The organism is Seonamhaeicola sp. (genome assembly GCF_028281565.1).
Classification (GTDB): domain Bacteria; phylum Bacteroidota; class Bacteroidia; order Flavobacteriales; family Flavobacteriaceae; genus Seonamhaeicola.
In genome coordinates, this window is record NZ_JANQJQ010000036.1 from 12,497 (window position 1) to 29,985 (window position 17,489).

Genomic DNA, 17,489 nt, shown 5'->3' on the forward strand with positions numbered 1-17,489 from the left:
ATTTTAAAATATAAATATGAACAGGTGTTTGTTAACTGTTTTCGTTTTGGTCGTGAGTTTTGTAAAAGCTCAAGATCAGTTGGATCTATCCTACCATTTACCCCAAAATATTACTTATGATTTAAGTATTCCCACACCTGAAAGTGTCATTGGACATAAAATAGGAGCATGGCATATTACCCATGACAAACTGGTTGAATATATGAAGGCAGTCAGTGAAGCTTCAGATAGGATCACTATTGAAGATAGAGGCAAAACCTTTGAAGGAAGGCCTTTGTTGCTATTAACCGTCACAGCTCCGGAAAACCACGAAAATATCGATGCTATCAGGTCAGATCATTTGAAATTGATGAAGCCGGATAGCGGCAGTTTAGACCTGGAATCAATGCCTGCAGTGGTTTATCAGGGGTTTTCAATCCATGGGAACGAACCCAGTGGGGCAAATGCCAGCTTATTGTTGGCCTATTATTTGGCAGCAGCCCAGGGAGATGACATTGAAACATTGCTACGAAATACTATTATTTTATTGGACCCAGCTCTTAACCCGGATGGGGTACAACGATTTGCGTCGTGGGTAAATGTTCATAAAAGCGAAAATATTAACCCGGATCCGAATGACAGAGAATATCAGGAAGTCTGGCCAAAGGGAAGAACAAATCATTATTGGTTCGATTTGAACAGAGATTGGCTTCCGGTTCAATTACCGGAATCTAAAGTGAGAATTAGGACCTATAATAAGTGGATGCCAAATGTTTTAACGGATCATCATGAAATGTCATCCAATGCTACATACTTTTTTCAACCGGGTGTTCCATCCAGGGTACACCCTTTAACACCCCAAAAGAACCAGGAGTTAACTAAGGAGATCGGCAATTATCATGCTGAAGCACTGGATGAAATTGGGACTTTATATTTCACTGAAGAACGCTATGATGATTATTATTATGGAAAAGGGTCTACATTTCCGGATATTAACGGAGCTGTAGGGATTTTGTTTGAACAGGCCAGCTCAAGAGGGCATGCACAGGAAACTACCAATGGATTGCTGACGTTTCCTTTTACTATTAGAAATCAGTTCAAAACGGCCTTGTCTACGCTGAAAGCTGCGGGGGACATGCGTAATGAATTATTGAGCTATCAAAGAGATTTTTTTAATACTATTAGAAATGAAAATGCCAAAGGAAGTGTTAAGGCCATAGTTTTTGGAGATAAAAAGGATCAGGCTAAAACATACCATTTAGCCGAGATCTTAAAAGAGCATCAGATTAAATTTAATTTACTTAAAGAAGACATTAGTGTAAATGGCAAAACATTTGAGAAAACATCGAGTTACATTGTTCCGATGGATCAGGAAAAGAGTAAGGTAATAAAAGCCATTTTTGAAAAGCGAACTACATTTAAAGATAGTTTGTTTTATGACATTTCCGGATGGACCTTTCCCCTGGCATTTAACTTAGATTATTCAGAATTAAGGGCTTCCGGTAATGTGGGAACTATTGTTGAAAATTTGAAATTGAACAAAGGTACGGTATCCTCCAAAAGTAATTACGCCTATTTAATGCAGTGGCATGAATATTATACGCCTAAAGCCCTTGCCAAAATACTTGAAAAGGGAATAAGGACTAAAGTAGGAATGAGACCGTTTTCTACAAATAATGGAACTTATGATTACGGAACCATTTTAATACCGGTCCAAAATCAAAAATTGGATCAGGATCAGTTGTATGATTTTTTAAGCGAGGTGGCTGAAAACAGTCATGTTGTTATAAACGGGGTCCAAACCGGTTTGACCGAAGGTATCGATTTAGGTAGTTCCCAGTTCAAAACTTTAGAAAAACCTAAAGTAGCATTGTTGGTAGGTCATGGCGTTAAGTCTAATGATGCCGGTGAAGTCTGGCATTTGTTTGACCAACGTTACCAAATGACTATTTCTAAATTAGATGTATCTTATTTAAAGACTAAGGACCTATCAAAATACACTACTATTATAATTCCCAGTGCGACCTTAAAACTGGATACAGAGACCATTAACAAGTTAATATCCTGGACCAAGCAAGGCGGAAACTTGATAGGGTACAAAAAAGCTATTAAATGGCTGACTTCGAATAAGTTTTTAGAGTTAGAGTATGCGTCTGCAACGGTGGAACCAAAAACTGTAACTTTTGAGCAAAAGGCCGATTTTAAGGGAGCTCAAAATATTGGGGGCGCTATTTTTGAAACGAAACTAGATAGGTCCCACCCAATAAACTTTGGTTTTAAGGATGATAAACTGCCCATGTTTAGAAGCACTAAAATATTTATTAAACAGGATAGTTTAAGTTATAATAATCCAATTAAGTATACTGAAAAACCGCTTTTAAGCGGGTACATTTCAAAGCAAAATTTAGAGGTGTTAAAAGAAACCGTGCCCTTTCAGGTTAAAAAACTGGGAAAAGGTAAAGTTATGGTGTTTACAGATAATACAAACTTTAGAGGTTTTTGGTTTGGAACTAATAAGCTTCTGATGAACGCTGTGTTTTTTGCTAAATTCATGTAATATCAGGGAATTATGAAAAAAATAATTGTTTTACTAGTTTTTGTTGGTATGCTTCTGTCATGTAAAACAGAACAGGAGAAAAGTGTTGAAGTAACCCAAAGAACACCGAATGCGTTCTCAATAGTAATTCATGGCGGAGCCGGTAACGGTATTACCAGGGAAAATTTTGATGCTGAAAAAGAAATGGCTTATGCAAAGAAACTGCAGGAAGCGCTTGATGCCGGGTATACCGTTCTTGAAAAAGGCGGGAGATCATTAGACGCTATTCAGGCCGCCATCAATGTATTGGAAGATTCGCCTTTATTTAATGCAGGAAAAGGGTCGGTATACAATAGTGAAGGCAATCAGGAAATGGATGCTTCCATTATGGATGGACAGACTTTAAATGCCGGTGCCGTGGCAGGTATTAACCATGTGAAGAATCCAATTCTGGCAGCAAGAATGGTTATGGACAGTACTAAACATGTCATGCTTTCCGGTATGGGTGCCGAAAGTATCATGGAAACCTTTGGCCTGGAAATGGTAGACAGTAGTTACTTTTTTACAGCTGACAGATATAATCAATTAAAACGAATTCAGGAGAAACAAAAGGATAAGATTGCTTTTAATTCAATTTCAGAAGGCATTATTCTTGGCGATGATAAATACGGAACCGTTGGTGCTGTAGCTATTGATAAAGATGGAAATATAGCGGCGGGAACTTCTACCGGTGGCATGTCAAACAAAAAATATGGGAGAATAGGAGATTCACCTATTATTGGGGCGGGCACTTACGCTAATAATTTGACTTGTGGGATTTCAGCAACCGGTACAGGCGAATATTTTATAAGAACCGTTGCCGCACATGAAGTGTCCAATTTAATTCAATATGGAGGTATGAATCCCCAAGAGGCTTTACATGAGGTTTTATTCAGTCAGATAGCTCCGCTGGGAGGTAAAGGTGGTATGATCTTATTAGACAAAAACGGTGCTGTCTTTTGGGATTTTAATACAAAAGGCATGTTTAGGGGCTACAAAAAATCAACCGGGGAAAATGTTGTTGAAATGTTTGGTGTAGAATAGTTACTCTAATCTAACATAGTTTTCAGCAAAAACCGGATGGCCGTCATCATCAATTCGTACCTGACTAAATGTATCTTTGGTTAAAGTTAGATTAAAAACAAAAGCACTGTCATTGGCAATATGAACACTCATAGTTTTTGATCCGTAGTCCAGTATTTCGGTTAAAATACTATCCTCAACCCTATAGCTTCCATAGCCAAACCAATCACTGGAATCAGACGGGATAAAACGGCACCACATAACCTTAGAGTCGGTAAAAACTTTTATATGTCTGTTTTCTATTGAGGTATTAAACGTATCGGTAACTTCGCCATCAACATAGTTATAAAAACTGGTTCTTTCCCATGTGCCTTTTAATGAGAACTCCTTTTCTTCAGTAGTGTCTTCGGTGGTTTTGTTAGCATTGTTGCAAGAAAAAATAATAGTAAGAAGGACAGCCAGCAGTAAGACGTTGTTTTTCATGATGGTAAGTTTTATGGTTTACAACAAGTTACAAAAAAAAATAATACGTTGAACTTTAAGAATAGATTTTAAACTAGAGCCATGTTTGGAAGCGATAAAAAAAGGTATAAAAAATAGGAAGTAAAAATGTTTGAAATAAAATAAGGGTATTTGTTAAAATATTCGTCTATGTATTAAAATGAGATACACTTTTGTATGGCCTTTTTTATAGTTTTAGTTTATATTTTAATAAAAACTGTTGATAACTTATGAGTAAGGATTTATCCAAAAACTCTACTTTTGTTTAACTAAATTAAGTGAAAAAATTATGTCTGATACAATAGAAAGAGTTAAGTGTTTGATAATAGGTTCCGGACCTGCTGGATATACTGCTGCCATTTATGCAGCCAGAGCTAATATGGCGCCAGTATTATATCAGGGGACACAACCCGGCGGCCAATTAACAACAACGAATGAAGTAGAAAATTTTCCCGGATACCCGGATGGTGTAACAGGCCCCGAAATGATGCTTCAATTACAGGCACAGGCACAACGTTTTGATACCGATGTGCGTGATGGCTGGGTGACAAAAGTTGACTTCTCGGGAGATGTACATAAGGTTTGGGTAAATGACACTAAGGAAATTCACTGTGATACGGTCATTATTTCTACAGGTGCTTCAGCTAAATATCTGGGCCTGGAATCCGAACAAAAGTACCTTAAGTTGGGTGGTGGTGTTTCGGCATGTGCTGTGTGTGATGGATTCTTCTATAGAAACCAGGAAGTGGTCATTGTGGGTGCCGGCGATTCTGCCTGTGAAGAAGCACATTACTTATCTAAATTATGTAAAAAAGTTACTATGATTGTGAGAAGAGACCAGTTTAGAGCCTCAAAGATCATGGAAGCCAGGGTTAGAAATACTGAGAATATTGAAATTCTCCATAATACGGAGACTGATGAGGTTTTAGGGGATGGACAAGTAGTGACCGGTGTTAGGGTTTTTAATAATAAAACCGGCGAAAAGCATGAGATTCCGGCTACGGGATTCTTTGTAGCCATTGGTCATAAACCCAATACCGACATTTTTAAGGATTATTTAGACCTGGATGAAACAGGCTATATTATCAATGTACCGGGAACATCAAAAACTAATGTGGATGGTGTTTTTGTGTCCGGTGATGCTGCAGACCATGTTTACAGACAAGCTGTTACGGCTGCGGGTACAGGTTGTATGGCCGCTTTAGACGCCGAGCGTTATCTGGCAGCTAAGGATGCTACTTTTGAAGTCTCTACTCCTACTTATAACTAAAAAGTAAATTTTTAAAATAAAAAGGTCGGAGTTCCATACTTTGGCCTTTTAATTTTTGTAGTTATTCAAAAATGTGTTTTCTTTGAAAACTATTTCAAAATCGGGATGTGGCCTCTCGACTTTGCTCGAGATAAACTCCGTCCGGTTAGCGTATCACGCTGATAGCGTGATGGTCGCAGGGAAGATGGTATATGGTTGTTTATATTCTATTTAGTGAAAAGTTAGGTAGGTATTATGTTGATCATACAATGGATATTGAAAAGCGACTAGAGGTTCATAACCAGGGAGGAAAAAAGTATACTACTAAGGGAATCCCTTGGGAATTGATAAAGACATATTTATGTTCCAACCGTTCAGAAGCGGTTCAATTGGAACGAAAAATAAAAAAGAGAGGTATCAAAAGGTATCTTGAGGAAAATTAAATTCGGGATGTGGCGCAGTCCGGTTAGCGTACACGGCTGGGGGCCGTGTGGTCGCAGGTTCAAATCCTGTCATCCCGACCAAAAGGGTATTAAAAGAAATCTTTTAATATGTAATTAAATGAAAACCAGTGAAATACATTTTTGCTGGTTTTTTTTGTAATCATTTAAATACAGATTCATTGGTGTCCTAATTGGTGTCCTATTTTTAGAAAATAAATTTCTAAATTTATGGCTCGTTCAGTATTTGACTTTCGTGGGCGATTTGGCTTTCGTTTAACTGATTTATCAATTTAAAACGAAAGTGATGACAACAACACACACCTTCAATGTCCATTTTTGGTTGAAAAAGACCCTAATCAAAAGCGATGGAACGGCTCCCATTTATGCGCGTATTTCGATAGATAGTATACGTGTAGATTTAAGTACAAAAGAGACCGTTTTCGAAGAATACTGGAATTTTGATACAAAACGGGTAAAATCACGGACAAAAAATGCAAAGTTCATCAACGACACTCTTGATGATATTTACACCAAAATAAAAAGTGCCTTTAGGCAACTTAAACAGGAAGGGAGGGTAATAACACCACAATCCGTGAAGCTCCGTTATTTAGGAAAGGACAAGGCAATCTTAACGCTTAAAAACCTTTTAGAATACCATAGAGATAACGAATTGGAAAAATTAGCTCCGGGAACGGCAAAGAACTATAGCGCGACTGAGAAATATCTTAACCGCTTTATCAGAAAACAATTCAATTCAAATGATGTGCATTTAACTCAAATTAATTATTCATTTGTTGTTCAATTTGAAAATTATTTACGTACCTGTCAACCATTACAAAAATCCCGTCCCTTGAATAATAACGGAATCATGAAGCATCTGGAGCGTTTACAAAAGCAGACTACTTTGGCTTTCAAACATGGTTGGATTAAGATAAATCCTTTTGCACTCTATGAACTGAAATTTGAAGAGTTCGATTGTCCATTTCTGGAACAGCATGAAATTGATATAATGTCCAAGCTTTCCATACCCCATGAGAGTATGTGTTTGGTAAGGGATGTATTCATTTTTGCTTGTTATACCGGCTTATGTTATATCGAGGTAAAGAACCTAAAAAAGAATCATATTGTTTCTGGTGTAGATGGAGAACAATGGATAATGGTTAGGAGACAAAAGTCAGGGACGCCTGTTAAGCTGCCTTTGTTAGATGAAGCCAAAGAAATTCTAGAGAAGTATGCGGATTTTCCTTGCGCTGAAAATGACTATTCTCTGTTACACGTTTTCAGTGACCAAAAAATCAATCAATACCTTAAAAAAATTGCCAGACTCTGTAAGATAGAGAAAAACCTAACTTTCCATGTTGCACGACATACGTTTGCCACTACAATAGCACTTTTAAATGATGTCCCCATTGAAACAGTTTCAAAAATGTTAGGGCATACCAAATTATCAACAACGCAAAAATATGCCAGAGTGGTCGAAAAGAAAATCAGTAAGGATATGGCTCAATTAAAGGACAAATTGAAACGTTCAAAACAGAGTTTTCAATACAAAGAAACAGATTACGACCATTTAAAAATAGTTTAAAGAGACTCTTTGTGAAGCTATTATTATTCAATACCCCCGCAATTTAAACTCGTAAAATACTTCCATCAAAAGACTACGGCATAAAGCCATTTCATTATCCTTTGCTTATTTATTCCGTTTCCTTTTGAGCCAAGATTTTAGCTTCCGTTTGGTTTCTGCTCAAATATTGTTTAATCAAAATTTGAGTATTATGACAACAAAAACAAGTACTAGAAACAAGCGTAGTAGAACAAATACTGCCCAGACTGAAGTGAACGGAAAGATTAATTCTACACTTCAAATTCAGAACCTACCTATTGGTAAAATCAAGCCTGACCCAAATCAACCAAGAAAGACCTTTGATGAGAAGCAATTGATTGAACTTTCCCAAAGTATCAAAAAACATGGTGTGTTACAGCCTATCACCGTAAGGCCAATGAACGGTCATTACTTGATTGTGATGGGTGAACGTCGCTATCGAGCTAATAAATTGGCAGATAACAAAAGCATTCCATGCATTGTTAAAGCATTTGAGGATAACGATGTGTTGGAAGTTCAAATTATAGAGAACTTACAAAGAAAGGATGTTGAGCCTACCGAAGAAGCTGAAGCAATAGCCTATCTAAGCGATAAATATGCACCATCTGAAATTGCACAACGATTGGGCAGAACAGACAATTTTATCAGACAGCGGTTAAAATTGGCAGGCCTTATCGAAGGGTTTAAGCATTTTGTGCGAAATGGTGAAATGACTATCTCGCTCGGTGTTGGTGTAGCGTTGTTTGAACCAGAAGAACAGCAGATGATGCTGGAAGCTATGGGCGATGATTTTAACGCTCACCAAATCAATAGAATGATAAAGAACCAGTCTTATGATTTATTGATGGCTCCCTTTGATGTTGATGACAAAACATTAATAGCAAAAGTAGGGGATTGTAATAGCTGTCCATTCAATGCAGCAAATCAGGGCAATTTATTTGGTGAAGGAAAAATGGTCTGCACAAAAGCATCCTGTTACGAAGCCAAGAAAAACAAATGCTTCCTTGACTTAATTGAGCAATCAAAACGAGAGAATATCATATTGATTCCAGAAATTATGAAGTACTGGGCAGATGACGAAAACAATCAATTGATTATTTCCCAACTGGAAAAAAAGGGTTTCAAGGTTTACCTTTTGGATGATGTTGAAGTGATAGAAAATCCGATTGAGCCGACAATGGCATCTATTAAGAAGGAATACGAACATTACGATTATTCCGAAGATGACCTAAAGGTGGAATTGAGCGAAGCGAAAAAGGAATATGAAGAAGAATTGAAAGTATTCCAGTCTGCCAAATCCAATGGTTTTGTAAATGCTATTGTTTTCCATGCTTCAACCTATAAGCACAGAGAAGTGTTTGTTAAGATTATTGAAAGGCCTGAGAGCGGGTCAGCAACACATTTGGCACCTTTGACTGAAAGAAAAATGGCTGATTGCTCGCCTGAAGAACAAATCATCAAAATCAATGAAAGAGAAATACGCAAGAAGCAAATCGAGAACAACAAGCAGTTTGAAGAAATTGTAGGAATGATTAAGGAAACCAAGTATATCGATACCAAGAAAGCCCTGTCCACGGATGAAATGGTTGCCTTTTCTATCTCACTCTTTGAGAACAATGTGGATTATATGAGTCAACAAAAACACTTCCCGAACATCTTTGGTAAGACTTCGAAGATGAACAAGGTTCAAGTCGTAGAACATTTCAAGAAGAATTTCAAAAAGGAAATCTTTCACAAGTTGATACGCTATATCCTCACCAAGCAAGTACACTTTGGAGAGAGCAATCACGTAAATAATCTCACCAATATTTCATTCTATAACGCCATGCAGGGGTATTACAAAACTAAAATTGCAAGTATTGAAAAAGGATATGCCGAAGACCGTGTCAAGCGGGAGGCCCGTTTGAAAGAGCGTATAAAGATACTTGAAGTAAAGATTCAGGCTCTTGAAGTCTAGTTTTTGTTGTTCAAGATAGAGTTGGCATTTATGTCGGCTCTTCTTTTTTTTATTCAAACTAGGGTTAGGGGAAATCAATCAATATGGGTACAAAGGTAAACCCGTAAAATACTCCCATCAAAAGACTACGGCATAAAGTCAATCCATTATCCATTGCTTATTTATTCCGTTTCCTTTTGAGCTGAGATTTTAGCTTCCGTTTGGGTGTTGCCCAAATATTGTTTAACCAAAATTTTAGCATTATGAAACAAATTCCATGCACTCCAGAAATCACATTACAAGAAGCAGAAGCACACTATGATTCAAGTAGAATCAAATACAACATAGAAGGTGCAGAAAGCCATCTCGCTTATTACAGGGATAAACACCCAGATTACTACACCATATTGTTAAATAAATATCAAAAATAAAAACCAAACACTATGAAAACTCCCGATAAATTGCAGCTTGATTTTGGCTTTGACATAAAGCCTATGGACAAATTAAACCCTAAAACCATTACCAAAAAGAAGGCTCAGAAAAACTTTGTTTTTGAATTTATGGATTGCCTCAGCAGTCCAGTGATTGTTTATGAATCTCCCTGGAAAGACGATATCCCTAAAGATTTGTTGGGTAAGATTACTATGAGCCGATTACTGTGCCTTATGAAAAATGAAGAAATGGCATCGATAACCGAAGTTGTAGCCTATATGATGCCCAGGACTTTTGAAGCACCAATGCATTCCGAATGGGTGAATATCTATACTTGGTGTGGACTTCAATATGCCAATATGTTTAATAATTCAGAGAAAAGGGAAGATATGGTTACCGCAATGCAAGAGATAGCACCAACTGAACTTTCCAGTTATGAGCAGGGACTTTTAAAGGGTTTAAGAATTTGGATTTATAACCAAAGACGCAAGGCCTTGAAAGTAAGGTTAAAGAACGATAGAAATAAAGAAATTAAATTAGAGCGTAATGCACAGGGAAGTCTCTTTGATAATTAATATTTTAAGGACAAAGAGGAAGCATTATTTAACCCGTTCAGCACATTCCCTTTCATTTCGTTGCCCTACATTTCAGGAAAAGCGCTTCACTACAGACATCTTGGACACAATCCCCAATTTTAACTTTCCATTCCATTAACCCTTCCCGATACTCTGGGAAGGAACACTTCATTCCCTAGCTAAAATTGTGAATTAAGTCCGCTTTTCATCGGAAAGCCAACACTTCGGTTTTCTTAACAGAATTTACGGTAAGCCCTTCTTGGGGCTTTCTCGAAAATCCTTAAAAACCGAACCGCTGTCTTACACATTTTAAGGGGTCTATAATGGATAAAGCCTTTATTGTTTTTCGGTGCGTCGAAAAACAAGCACGACATAACCAATGCTAATTTAACCATGGCCACTTATTTCGCTTAACTGTCGGTACACTCAAACGTAACCATGTTTAAAAGCATTGCTAATGCCCTTATGGAACTTGTCAAGACCGTACAGGATTTTAGTGAAAAATAAGGTTTCTACTTCCTTGAAAATCCAAGGATTTTACTACGTCGCAAACACTCCTGATTTTACCCTAAAAGTCTTGACAAAACCCACTTTATCCATTGTGCGGTGCACGAAAGAAAAGAACAAACGCCCCTTAAAATGCAAATCAATGGGGAATTATTAATCTTTTAAATCTTTAATTATGGGTACTATTAAAAATCATGTACAGTTAATTGGAAACGTTGGTGTAGAACCAACAATTACGAACCTTGAAAGCGGAAAGAAAGTTGCCCGTTTTTCATTAGCCACAAATGAGTATTACAAAGGTGGCAAGGGCGAAAAGCAAACAGATACGAACTGGCATACAGTTGTTGCCTGGGGCAAGACTGCAGAAATTGTAGAGAAGTATGTTGCCAAAGGTAAAGAAGTGGGTGTAGCTGGAAAACTAAAATCCCGAAGCTATACAACTGATGACAATGAACAACGCTATGTTACGGAAGTGGTAGCCGATGAAATCCTATTGTTGGGAAATAACAATTAATTCCAAAAAAGAAAGAGGGCATGTGCATATCTCTAAATAATAACTGCCCTCTTTTTCATCATTTACTCTAAATAAAGGAAACAATGAAGAGCAAAGTTAACGAAATAAAGATAAGTTACAAGGGACACCCAAAATCTCCGGTAACGATAAAAAGCTCCGTAGAAATCAGTAAACTGCTTTATGAACATTGGGATAAAAACACTATTGGCCTATTTGAGAGTTTTAAGATAGTGTTATTGAACAACTCCAATAAAATAAAGGGCATCTGTCAACTATCCATAGGCGGTATATCAGGAACATTGGTAGATATAAGAATCCTTTTTGCCATAGTACTTAAATCCCTGTCAGTGGCTATTATATTGGCACATAACCACCCCAGTGGCAAATTACAGCCCAGTGAATTGGACAGACAGCTTACAGAGAAAATAAAGAAAGCAGCAGAACTTTTGGATATCAAAATATTGGACCACGTGATATTGGCTCCAAATGGGGAGTATTACAGCTTCTCGGATAATGGCATATTATAATTTAAGGACATAGACTATGATTACTTTAAATTATAACAATCTGGATGCCGAGACACAAGAATGGCTGCTTTCCAAATCCAAAGCTGAGATAAAGGAAAGGCACGGAAATGAACTTAAAGCTTTTTCAGAACAACATCAATTGAATTTTGAAGACGTACTGTATGAAGAAGCAATAAAGAACCTATATAACTACAAATACATATTCAATATTTAAAAAAAAGAAAATAGAGAAAAAGGCCTTAGAAAAACTAAGGTCTTTTTCTTTAAAATCCTATTAAGAATTTTAATATCCGACGTTCGTTTTAGCTCGTTGGTTGGAAATCATAAAAGCCAATGTCAAAACAGACCATTTGCGACCAAATCGGGTTTCATAATAAACCAGTTAAGTAATACCTTTAAAAGAAGCTGACCACGAACAAAAGCAAACGTTTCAATAACTATTGGAATCAACAAGGTCGTTTGAAAATTTTTGTCCCTGCGGGACGAAAATCGAAAAGCAAGAGGGTAACACGCTACGCGATGTTACAATACAATTAGTTAACGAAACCCCTTTTAAACAAAGGGTTTGCAATGGTGAATAAAAAAGGGTCTGTTTGGTTTTTCACGGAAAAATGAAGCCAGCCCAGAAAAATCAGGGGGTTTTTCACGGAAAAATGGATAAAGGTTATGAAAAAGAGCGGTTTGAAAGTTTGAGCATCAAGACCTCCATTGCCAAAAAGTTCAGGGTTTTCTGCAAAAAGAACGCCAAATCCCAATCCATGACCCTGTTGGAAATGATTGATTTTTTTGAAATCAATGAATTATCGCCAAATGATAGGTTAGGAGCAACCATTACAGGTTTAAAAAGTATCATAAAAAAGCGGTTCAATGCCGTGATTGCCATAATTAGGGATATTGAAAAGAACCAGACCCAGCCCACAACTGCCATGTTGCAGGCACTGTTTGAAGAAACATTAAGAGAAGAAGATGACGAAGAAACCATCTATTTTGAAGCACCAACACTTATAAGTGAAAATGAAGAGCTGGAGTACTACAGAAAGCAGTACTATAAAACACAACAGGAAACGGGAGAGCTAAAACAAGAGGTTGTAGATCTGATAGAAAAAACCACTTACGTAAAAACCACCTTTGGAAAAGGTTATTACCGACTGGAAGTGAGCAAAGAAGAATTTGAAGCATTAAAAGAACACCTAAATTAAAATAGAATGGTATGTACGTGACCATAAGCCCCCAAAAACTGGGAAACAATTATATGCAAAGCGTAACCGACTTTGTAAACTATCTCAATAAAGAAAATGAAGGAAAAGAACTTGAGGATATGGAACATTTCTTTAACCATTATGGAGATGAGATTGATTCAAAAGAAGTCATAGAGCATATTGACAACAATGCGGCAAAATTAAAAAAGAACGAACCCCGGTTTTATTCCATAACCCTAAATCCAAGTCAGCAGGAGCTTAAGCATTTAGAAAATAACCCTGAAGCTTTAAAGGAATATACGAACGAGGTCATGAAAACCTATGCCAAGGCCTTTAACAGGGAAATAGATGGAAGAAAAGTAACCGTAGATGATATCATGTATTATGCAAAAGTAGAACATACGAGGACCTTTAAAGGAACCGACAAGGCCATTAGGGAAAATGCACCCTATTACAAAAAGATAGTAAGGCTGGAAAATAAAATCCAGCAAATAAAATCGGGAAATCTCATCGGGAACATTCAGGAAAAGGAACAAGAAGTCAAACAACTAATTGAAGAAGCTCCCCATAAGCAAAATGGGAAACTAGTAAAACAAGGGATGCAAAAGGAGGGAAGCCAGGCCCATATCCATATAATAGTCAGCAGAAAGGATAGAACAAACACATACAGTTTATCCCCAGGGAGTAAATACAAAGCATCAGAAGTCATGATGAACGGTAAATTGGTTAAACGTGGATTTGACAGGGACCAATTTTTTAGCGAAGCAGAAAAGACATTTGACAAACTATTTGATTACAATAGAAATTATGTAGAAACCTATAACGCAAGAAAGCTTTTTGTGAAGGATACAAAAGGGTATTATATAAGCATTTTAGGGCTGCCCAATAATGAAAGGGCCATGGCTTTTAAACTTTTAGGAAAGACTGGGATAAATACCTCTATAATGAATATTCCCACCAATAAAGTGCAACTGGCCTTGAAAGTTTTTCGAAAGTTAAAAAGGGGAACAGAAAAAGCCATTCAATCTAGTTCAATAGGCATATAATGGAAATAGTTCAAATCATACTTTATATAGTGACACCGGTATTGTTTATTGGAACCGTTTTATATGGATTGTATCATAAAGAACAAAGTCAAGTAAAAGACAAAAAATACCAGGTGCACTTTAAACTCACCAATGGGAAATTTAAAATAGATAACCTAAGAAGAGGAGTGTCCATAATCGGGTCGGCCGGAAGCGGAAAAACAGAAAGTGTGGTCTATAACTTTTTACAGCACTTGAGTAAACATGATTTTTGCGGAGTCATCCATGACTATAAAGATTTTGAACTTACCGAGATAGCCTATCCCTTATTCAAGAACAGCAATACCAGATTTTATACTATTTCTTTTGATATAATCCACTATAAAGTAAACCCCATTGCGCCGAGATATTTGCCCAATGAAGAAAGTGTCAATGAACTCTCCCGGGTACTTATTGAAAATCTATTGGAACAAGGAGAAGCAACAAACATCAATGCAACCTCACGGTTCTTCAATGATGCCGTGGAAGGGTTGTTGGCCGGTATGATATGGAAAATGAGAACGGATTACGCTAAGTATTGTACGTTGCCGCATGTAATAGCACTTTTTCAACAGCTAAATACCAAAAGTCTGGTAACATTTTTAAGTTCAAACCTGTCTTCTAAAAGTCTGGCCAGTGCTTTTATCAATGGTATAGATTCGGACAAACAGACAGCAGGGGTAAAAAGCACCTTGGCAAATGCATTTAAAAAAATTGCATCGCAAAAAATGTTCATGGTATTATCGGAAGATGAAGTGCCTCTTGACATAAACAATCATAAAAACTCTGGAGTAATTTCCATAGTCAATAACCCAAAGTATGAATCGGCTTATTCTCCCATAATCGCAACAATAATGCATACGGTCATTAAGCAAATGAGTGTCAGGAATCAAAAATCATCATTTGTTCTAATGGAAGAAGCTCCAACAATAAAACTTTTGAATATGCACCGTGTTCCCGCCACACTTCGAAGTTATGATATAGCCACTATATATGTTATGCAGGATAAGGTACAGAATGATATGCTGTATGGAGAGAAAGCAAGCAAAGCCATATTAAGTAATCTGTCCTATCAATTTTTTGGCAAAGTAAACGACCCTGATACAGCTAAATATTATGAACGCTTTTTTGAATTGGTTAAAATAAAGACAACAAGCATTAACAAAGGAGTGAATCTAAGTCTTGATACCAGGATAACTAAAGGTGAAAAGGAAGTTTCAAAACGGAGGGCTGATATTTTCTTCAGGTTGAATCAAGGAGAGTTTGTGGTTTTTGCGGATGGTAAAGATAAAAGAGCTCAAATAAAACTTCAGAAAATCGAAAAGAATTTGTCTGAAAAAAATAATAGTTATTCAAATAAAGAACTTAAACTAAACTATGAAAGGGTATACCGAGATATGGGGTCTTTGCTAAATTTATGGAGTGCAAGTAGTTAAGCTATTGTTACCAAACAATAGGAATAAAATCGTTTGGACTTTTTCTTGAGCACTATTACGTAATATTTTAAAAGCTTTTGATAGATGAAACTCTACACCTTTTACAGAAATATTCAAGTATTCAGCAATTTCAATATTTGTTAAGCCTTCTTTTCTACTTAAAAGAAATGTCTCTTTACACCTGGGAGGGAGGTTTTCAATTTCTCTTTTTACTATTTCAATAAGTTTATTGAGATAACTTTCATCCTCAGATTCCACAACCATACTGAGACCATCAATATATTTTTTCTCAATGGACAAAATTGATTTTTGTTTTCGATGCTGGTCAATGTACTCATTATAAACTGATTTGTATAAATAGTTCTTTAATGAAAAGTCATCTTTTAAGTTGCTTCTTCGTCTCCAAATATTAATAAATACATTTTGAACCACATCTTCCGCAAAATCATTGTCGTTAGTTAAGCTAAAAGCGTAAACACAAAGTTTATGATGATAATTACGCAGAAGAAATGAATAAGCATCAGGGTCTTCATTCTTTAATGCTTTGATAAGAGAGATATCGTCATTATACTGTGTCTTCATGTGGTAATTTGATAATTATTAGCTTTGATAATTGCGAAAATAGCAAAAAAAATATTATTCAATGACTAGGGTATTCTTTTTTGACTTTCGTTATAGTGATAGATTTATGTGATATATGTTAGGAAAAAGAGAACATGAACTTATTGTAAAGTATTTGACAAATACTATAACTTTTCCAGAAATAGAAGAACTGGAAAACTGGCTTGATAAGGGTGGTAATAAGGAAGAATTTCTAAATTACATTAGGACGAATTATACAATTAATTACAATTTGAGCAATTTTGATATAGATAAAGCGGAAAAAAACTTAAGAGAAATAATAGAGAATGAAAAGGGCAGGAAAAAGATTTTTGGAATAAGTAGGGTTAAGAGAGTAATGAAGTATGCGGCAATTTTAGTTCTCGTTTCCACAACTTCGTATTTTCTTTTGAGTAAAGCGAATGATAGTGAACCGATATTGGATGGCAATGAAGTTGTTGTTGAAACAGGAATTGTACCCGGGTCAAATAAAGCTATATTAGAATTAGATGATGGTTCGGAAATAAATTTAGGAAAGAGTTCTCATGTGCTAACCAATAACGCAAAAAGTAACGGTAAAGAAATTATTTATAAAAATAAATTAGCAACTGCTCATAAGCTTGAATATAATACTCTGACTATTCCGAGAGGGGGGCAGTATTTTATTGAGCTATCTGATGGAACTAGGGTTTGGATGAACTCGGATTCAAAGTTAAAGTATCCAGTAAGCTTTATTGATGGACAGTCAAGGGAAGTGGAATTGGTTTATGGTGAAGCTTATTTTGATGTTTCTCCAAGCACTAAACATAACGGTGCCGAATTTAAAGTTTTTAACGAGGGACAGGAAATTAGAGTTTTAGGTACTGAGTTTAATATAAAATCCTACAAAGAAGAAGCTCATATATACACAACTTTAGTTGAAGGGAAAGTGCTTGTAAAATATGATGATATAAAGCAGGAATTGCTGCCTGAACAGCAGTCTAATGTAAATCTTAGTAGTAAGCATTTAATGGTGAAAACCGTAGACCTTTATAATGAGATATCTTGGAAAGAAGGTGTTTTTAGTTTTGAGAAAAAACCTTTAAAAGAAGTGATGACAGTTTTATCTCGTTGGTTTGATATGGATGTAACTTTTAAAAATAAAGAAATTGAAACCATTTTATTTGATGGCGTTCTTGGAAAAGAACAAAAAATAGATGAAATATTGGCTGTAGTTAAAGATTTTGGGATAATAAACGATTACCAAATCATTGATAAACAGGTAGTATTAGAATAAGAAAAGGAAACGAAGTAACGATATTTTTCCGGACATCATACTTCGCTCCT

17 protein-coding genes and 1 tRNA gene are annotated in these 17,489 nt (G+C 36.3%); 16 read left to right on the forward strand and 2 right to left on the reverse strand.

Annotated elements, in window-relative coordinates:
- Positions 1–16 precede the first annotated feature (16 nt).
- Complete coding sequence (locus tag Q0983_RS15250) at positions 17–2,536, forward strand: M14 family metallopeptidase (RefSeq protein ID WP_299555254.1); 2,520 nt, start codon at positions 17–19, stop codon at positions 2,534–2,536.
- 12 nt (positions 2,537–2,548) lie between these two features.
- The gene (locus Q0983_RS15255; RefSeq protein WP_299555257.1) at positions 2,549–3,598 is read left to right on the forward strand and encodes an isoaspartyl peptidase/L-asparaginase family protein; all 1,050 of its coding nucleotides are present in this window, start codon (positions 2,549–2,551) and stop codon (positions 3,596–3,598) included.
- Here Q0983_RS15255 and Q0983_RS15260 read toward each other — a convergent pair whose 3' ends face one another.
- A complete protein-coding gene (locus Q0983_RS15260) occupies positions 3,599–4,060 on the reverse strand; it encodes a hypothetical protein (RefSeq protein WP_299555260.1) in 462 nt (153 codons plus the stop codon).
- Positions 4,061–4,367: 307 nt separating this feature from the next.
- On the opposite strand from Q0983_RS15260, the gene trxB reads away from it, so the two are divergent.
- The 13 genes from trxB (at position 4,368) to Q0983_RS15320 (ending at position 15,563) form a co-directional block, all read left to right on the forward strand.
- Complete coding sequence (trxB, locus tag Q0983_RS15265; RefSeq protein ID WP_299555262.1) at positions 4,368–5,348, forward strand: thioredoxin-disulfide reductase; 981 nt, start codon at positions 4,368–4,370, stop codon at positions 5,346–5,348.
- A gap of 191 nt (positions 5,349–5,539) precedes the next feature.
- Positions 5,540–5,770 (forward strand): GIY-YIG nuclease family protein, encoded by a 231-nt coding sequence (locus Q0983_RS21380; RefSeq protein WP_366141015.1) that lies wholly within the window; start codon positions 5,540–5,542, stop codon positions 5,768–5,770.
- Between the two features lie 3 nt (positions 5,771–5,773).
- A tRNA-Pro gene (locus tag Q0983_RS15270) sits at positions 5,774–5,851 on the forward strand.
- 223 nt (positions 5,852–6,074) lie between these two features.
- Positions 6,075–7,355 (forward strand): site-specific integrase, encoded by a 1,281-nt coding sequence (locus Q0983_RS15275; protein ID WP_299555265.1) that lies wholly within the window; start codon positions 6,075–6,077, stop codon positions 7,353–7,355.
- 190 nt (positions 7,356–7,545) lie between these two features.
- Complete coding sequence (locus tag Q0983_RS15280; protein ID WP_299555268.1) at positions 7,546–9,330, forward strand: ParB/RepB/Spo0J family partition protein; 1,785 nt, start codon at positions 7,546–7,548, stop codon at positions 9,328–9,330.
- A gap of 242 nt (positions 9,331–9,572) precedes the next feature.
- Positions 9,573–9,740 (forward strand): hypothetical protein, encoded by a 168-nt coding sequence (locus tag Q0983_RS15285; protein WP_299555271.1) that lies wholly within the window; start codon positions 9,573–9,575, stop codon positions 9,738–9,740.
- 12 nt (positions 9,741–9,752) lie between these two features.
- Positions 9,753–10,316 (forward strand): hypothetical protein, encoded by a 564-nt coding sequence (locus Q0983_RS15290; protein WP_299555274.1) that lies wholly within the window; start codon positions 9,753–9,755, stop codon positions 10,314–10,316.
- Positions 10,317–10,998: 682 nt separating this feature from the next.
- Positions 10,999–11,337, forward strand: a complete 339-nt coding sequence (gene ssb / locus Q0983_RS15295) for a single-stranded DNA-binding protein (protein ID WP_299555277.1) — start codon at positions 10,999–11,001, stop codon at positions 11,335–11,337.
- Between the two features lie 83 nt (positions 11,338–11,420).
- On the forward strand, positions 11,421–11,864 hold the full coding sequence (locus Q0983_RS15300) for a JAB domain-containing protein (RefSeq protein ID WP_299555280.1): 444 nt from the start codon (positions 11,421–11,423) through the stop codon (positions 11,862–11,864).
- Positions 11,865–11,880: 16 nt separating this feature from the next.
- A complete protein-coding gene (locus Q0983_RS15305; RefSeq protein ID WP_299555284.1) occupies positions 11,881–12,078 on the forward strand; it encodes a hypothetical protein in 198 nt (65 codons plus the stop codon).
- Between the two features lie 397 nt (positions 12,079–12,475).
- Entirely contained in the window at positions 12,476–13,063 is a 588-nt protein-coding gene (locus Q0983_RS15310) for a BfmA/BtgA family mobilization protein (RefSeq protein WP_299555287.1), read from the forward strand.
- 11 nt (positions 13,064–13,074) lie between these two features.
- A complete protein-coding gene (gene mobB, locus Q0983_RS15315; protein WP_299555292.1) occupies positions 13,075–14,109 on the forward strand; it encodes a MobB family relaxase in 1,035 nt (344 codons plus the stop codon).
- Entirely contained in the window at positions 14,109–15,563 is a 1,455-nt protein-coding gene (locus tag Q0983_RS15320; RefSeq protein ID WP_299555295.1) for a type IV secretion system DNA-binding domain-containing protein, read from the forward strand. The genes mobB and Q0983_RS15320 overlap by 1 nt, the downstream gene beginning before the upstream one ends.
- Here Q0983_RS15320 and Q0983_RS15325 read toward each other — a convergent pair.
- The gene (locus tag Q0983_RS15325) at positions 15,543–16,145 is read right to left on the reverse strand and encodes an RNA polymerase sigma-70 factor (RefSeq protein ID WP_299555298.1); all 603 of its coding nucleotides are present in this window, start codon (positions 16,143–16,145) and stop codon (positions 15,543–15,545) included. The two genes, Q0983_RS15320 and Q0983_RS15325, sit on opposite strands and share 21 nt — an antisense overlap.
- 115 nt (positions 16,146–16,260) lie before the next feature.
- Here Q0983_RS15325 and Q0983_RS15330 point away from each other — a divergent pair, with 115 nt between their 5' ends.
- Positions 16,261–17,439, forward strand: a complete 1,179-nt coding sequence (locus Q0983_RS15330) for a FecR family protein (RefSeq protein WP_299555301.1) — start codon at positions 16,261–16,263, stop codon at positions 17,437–17,439.
- The last annotated feature ends 50 nt before the right edge of the window (positions 17,440–17,489 follow it).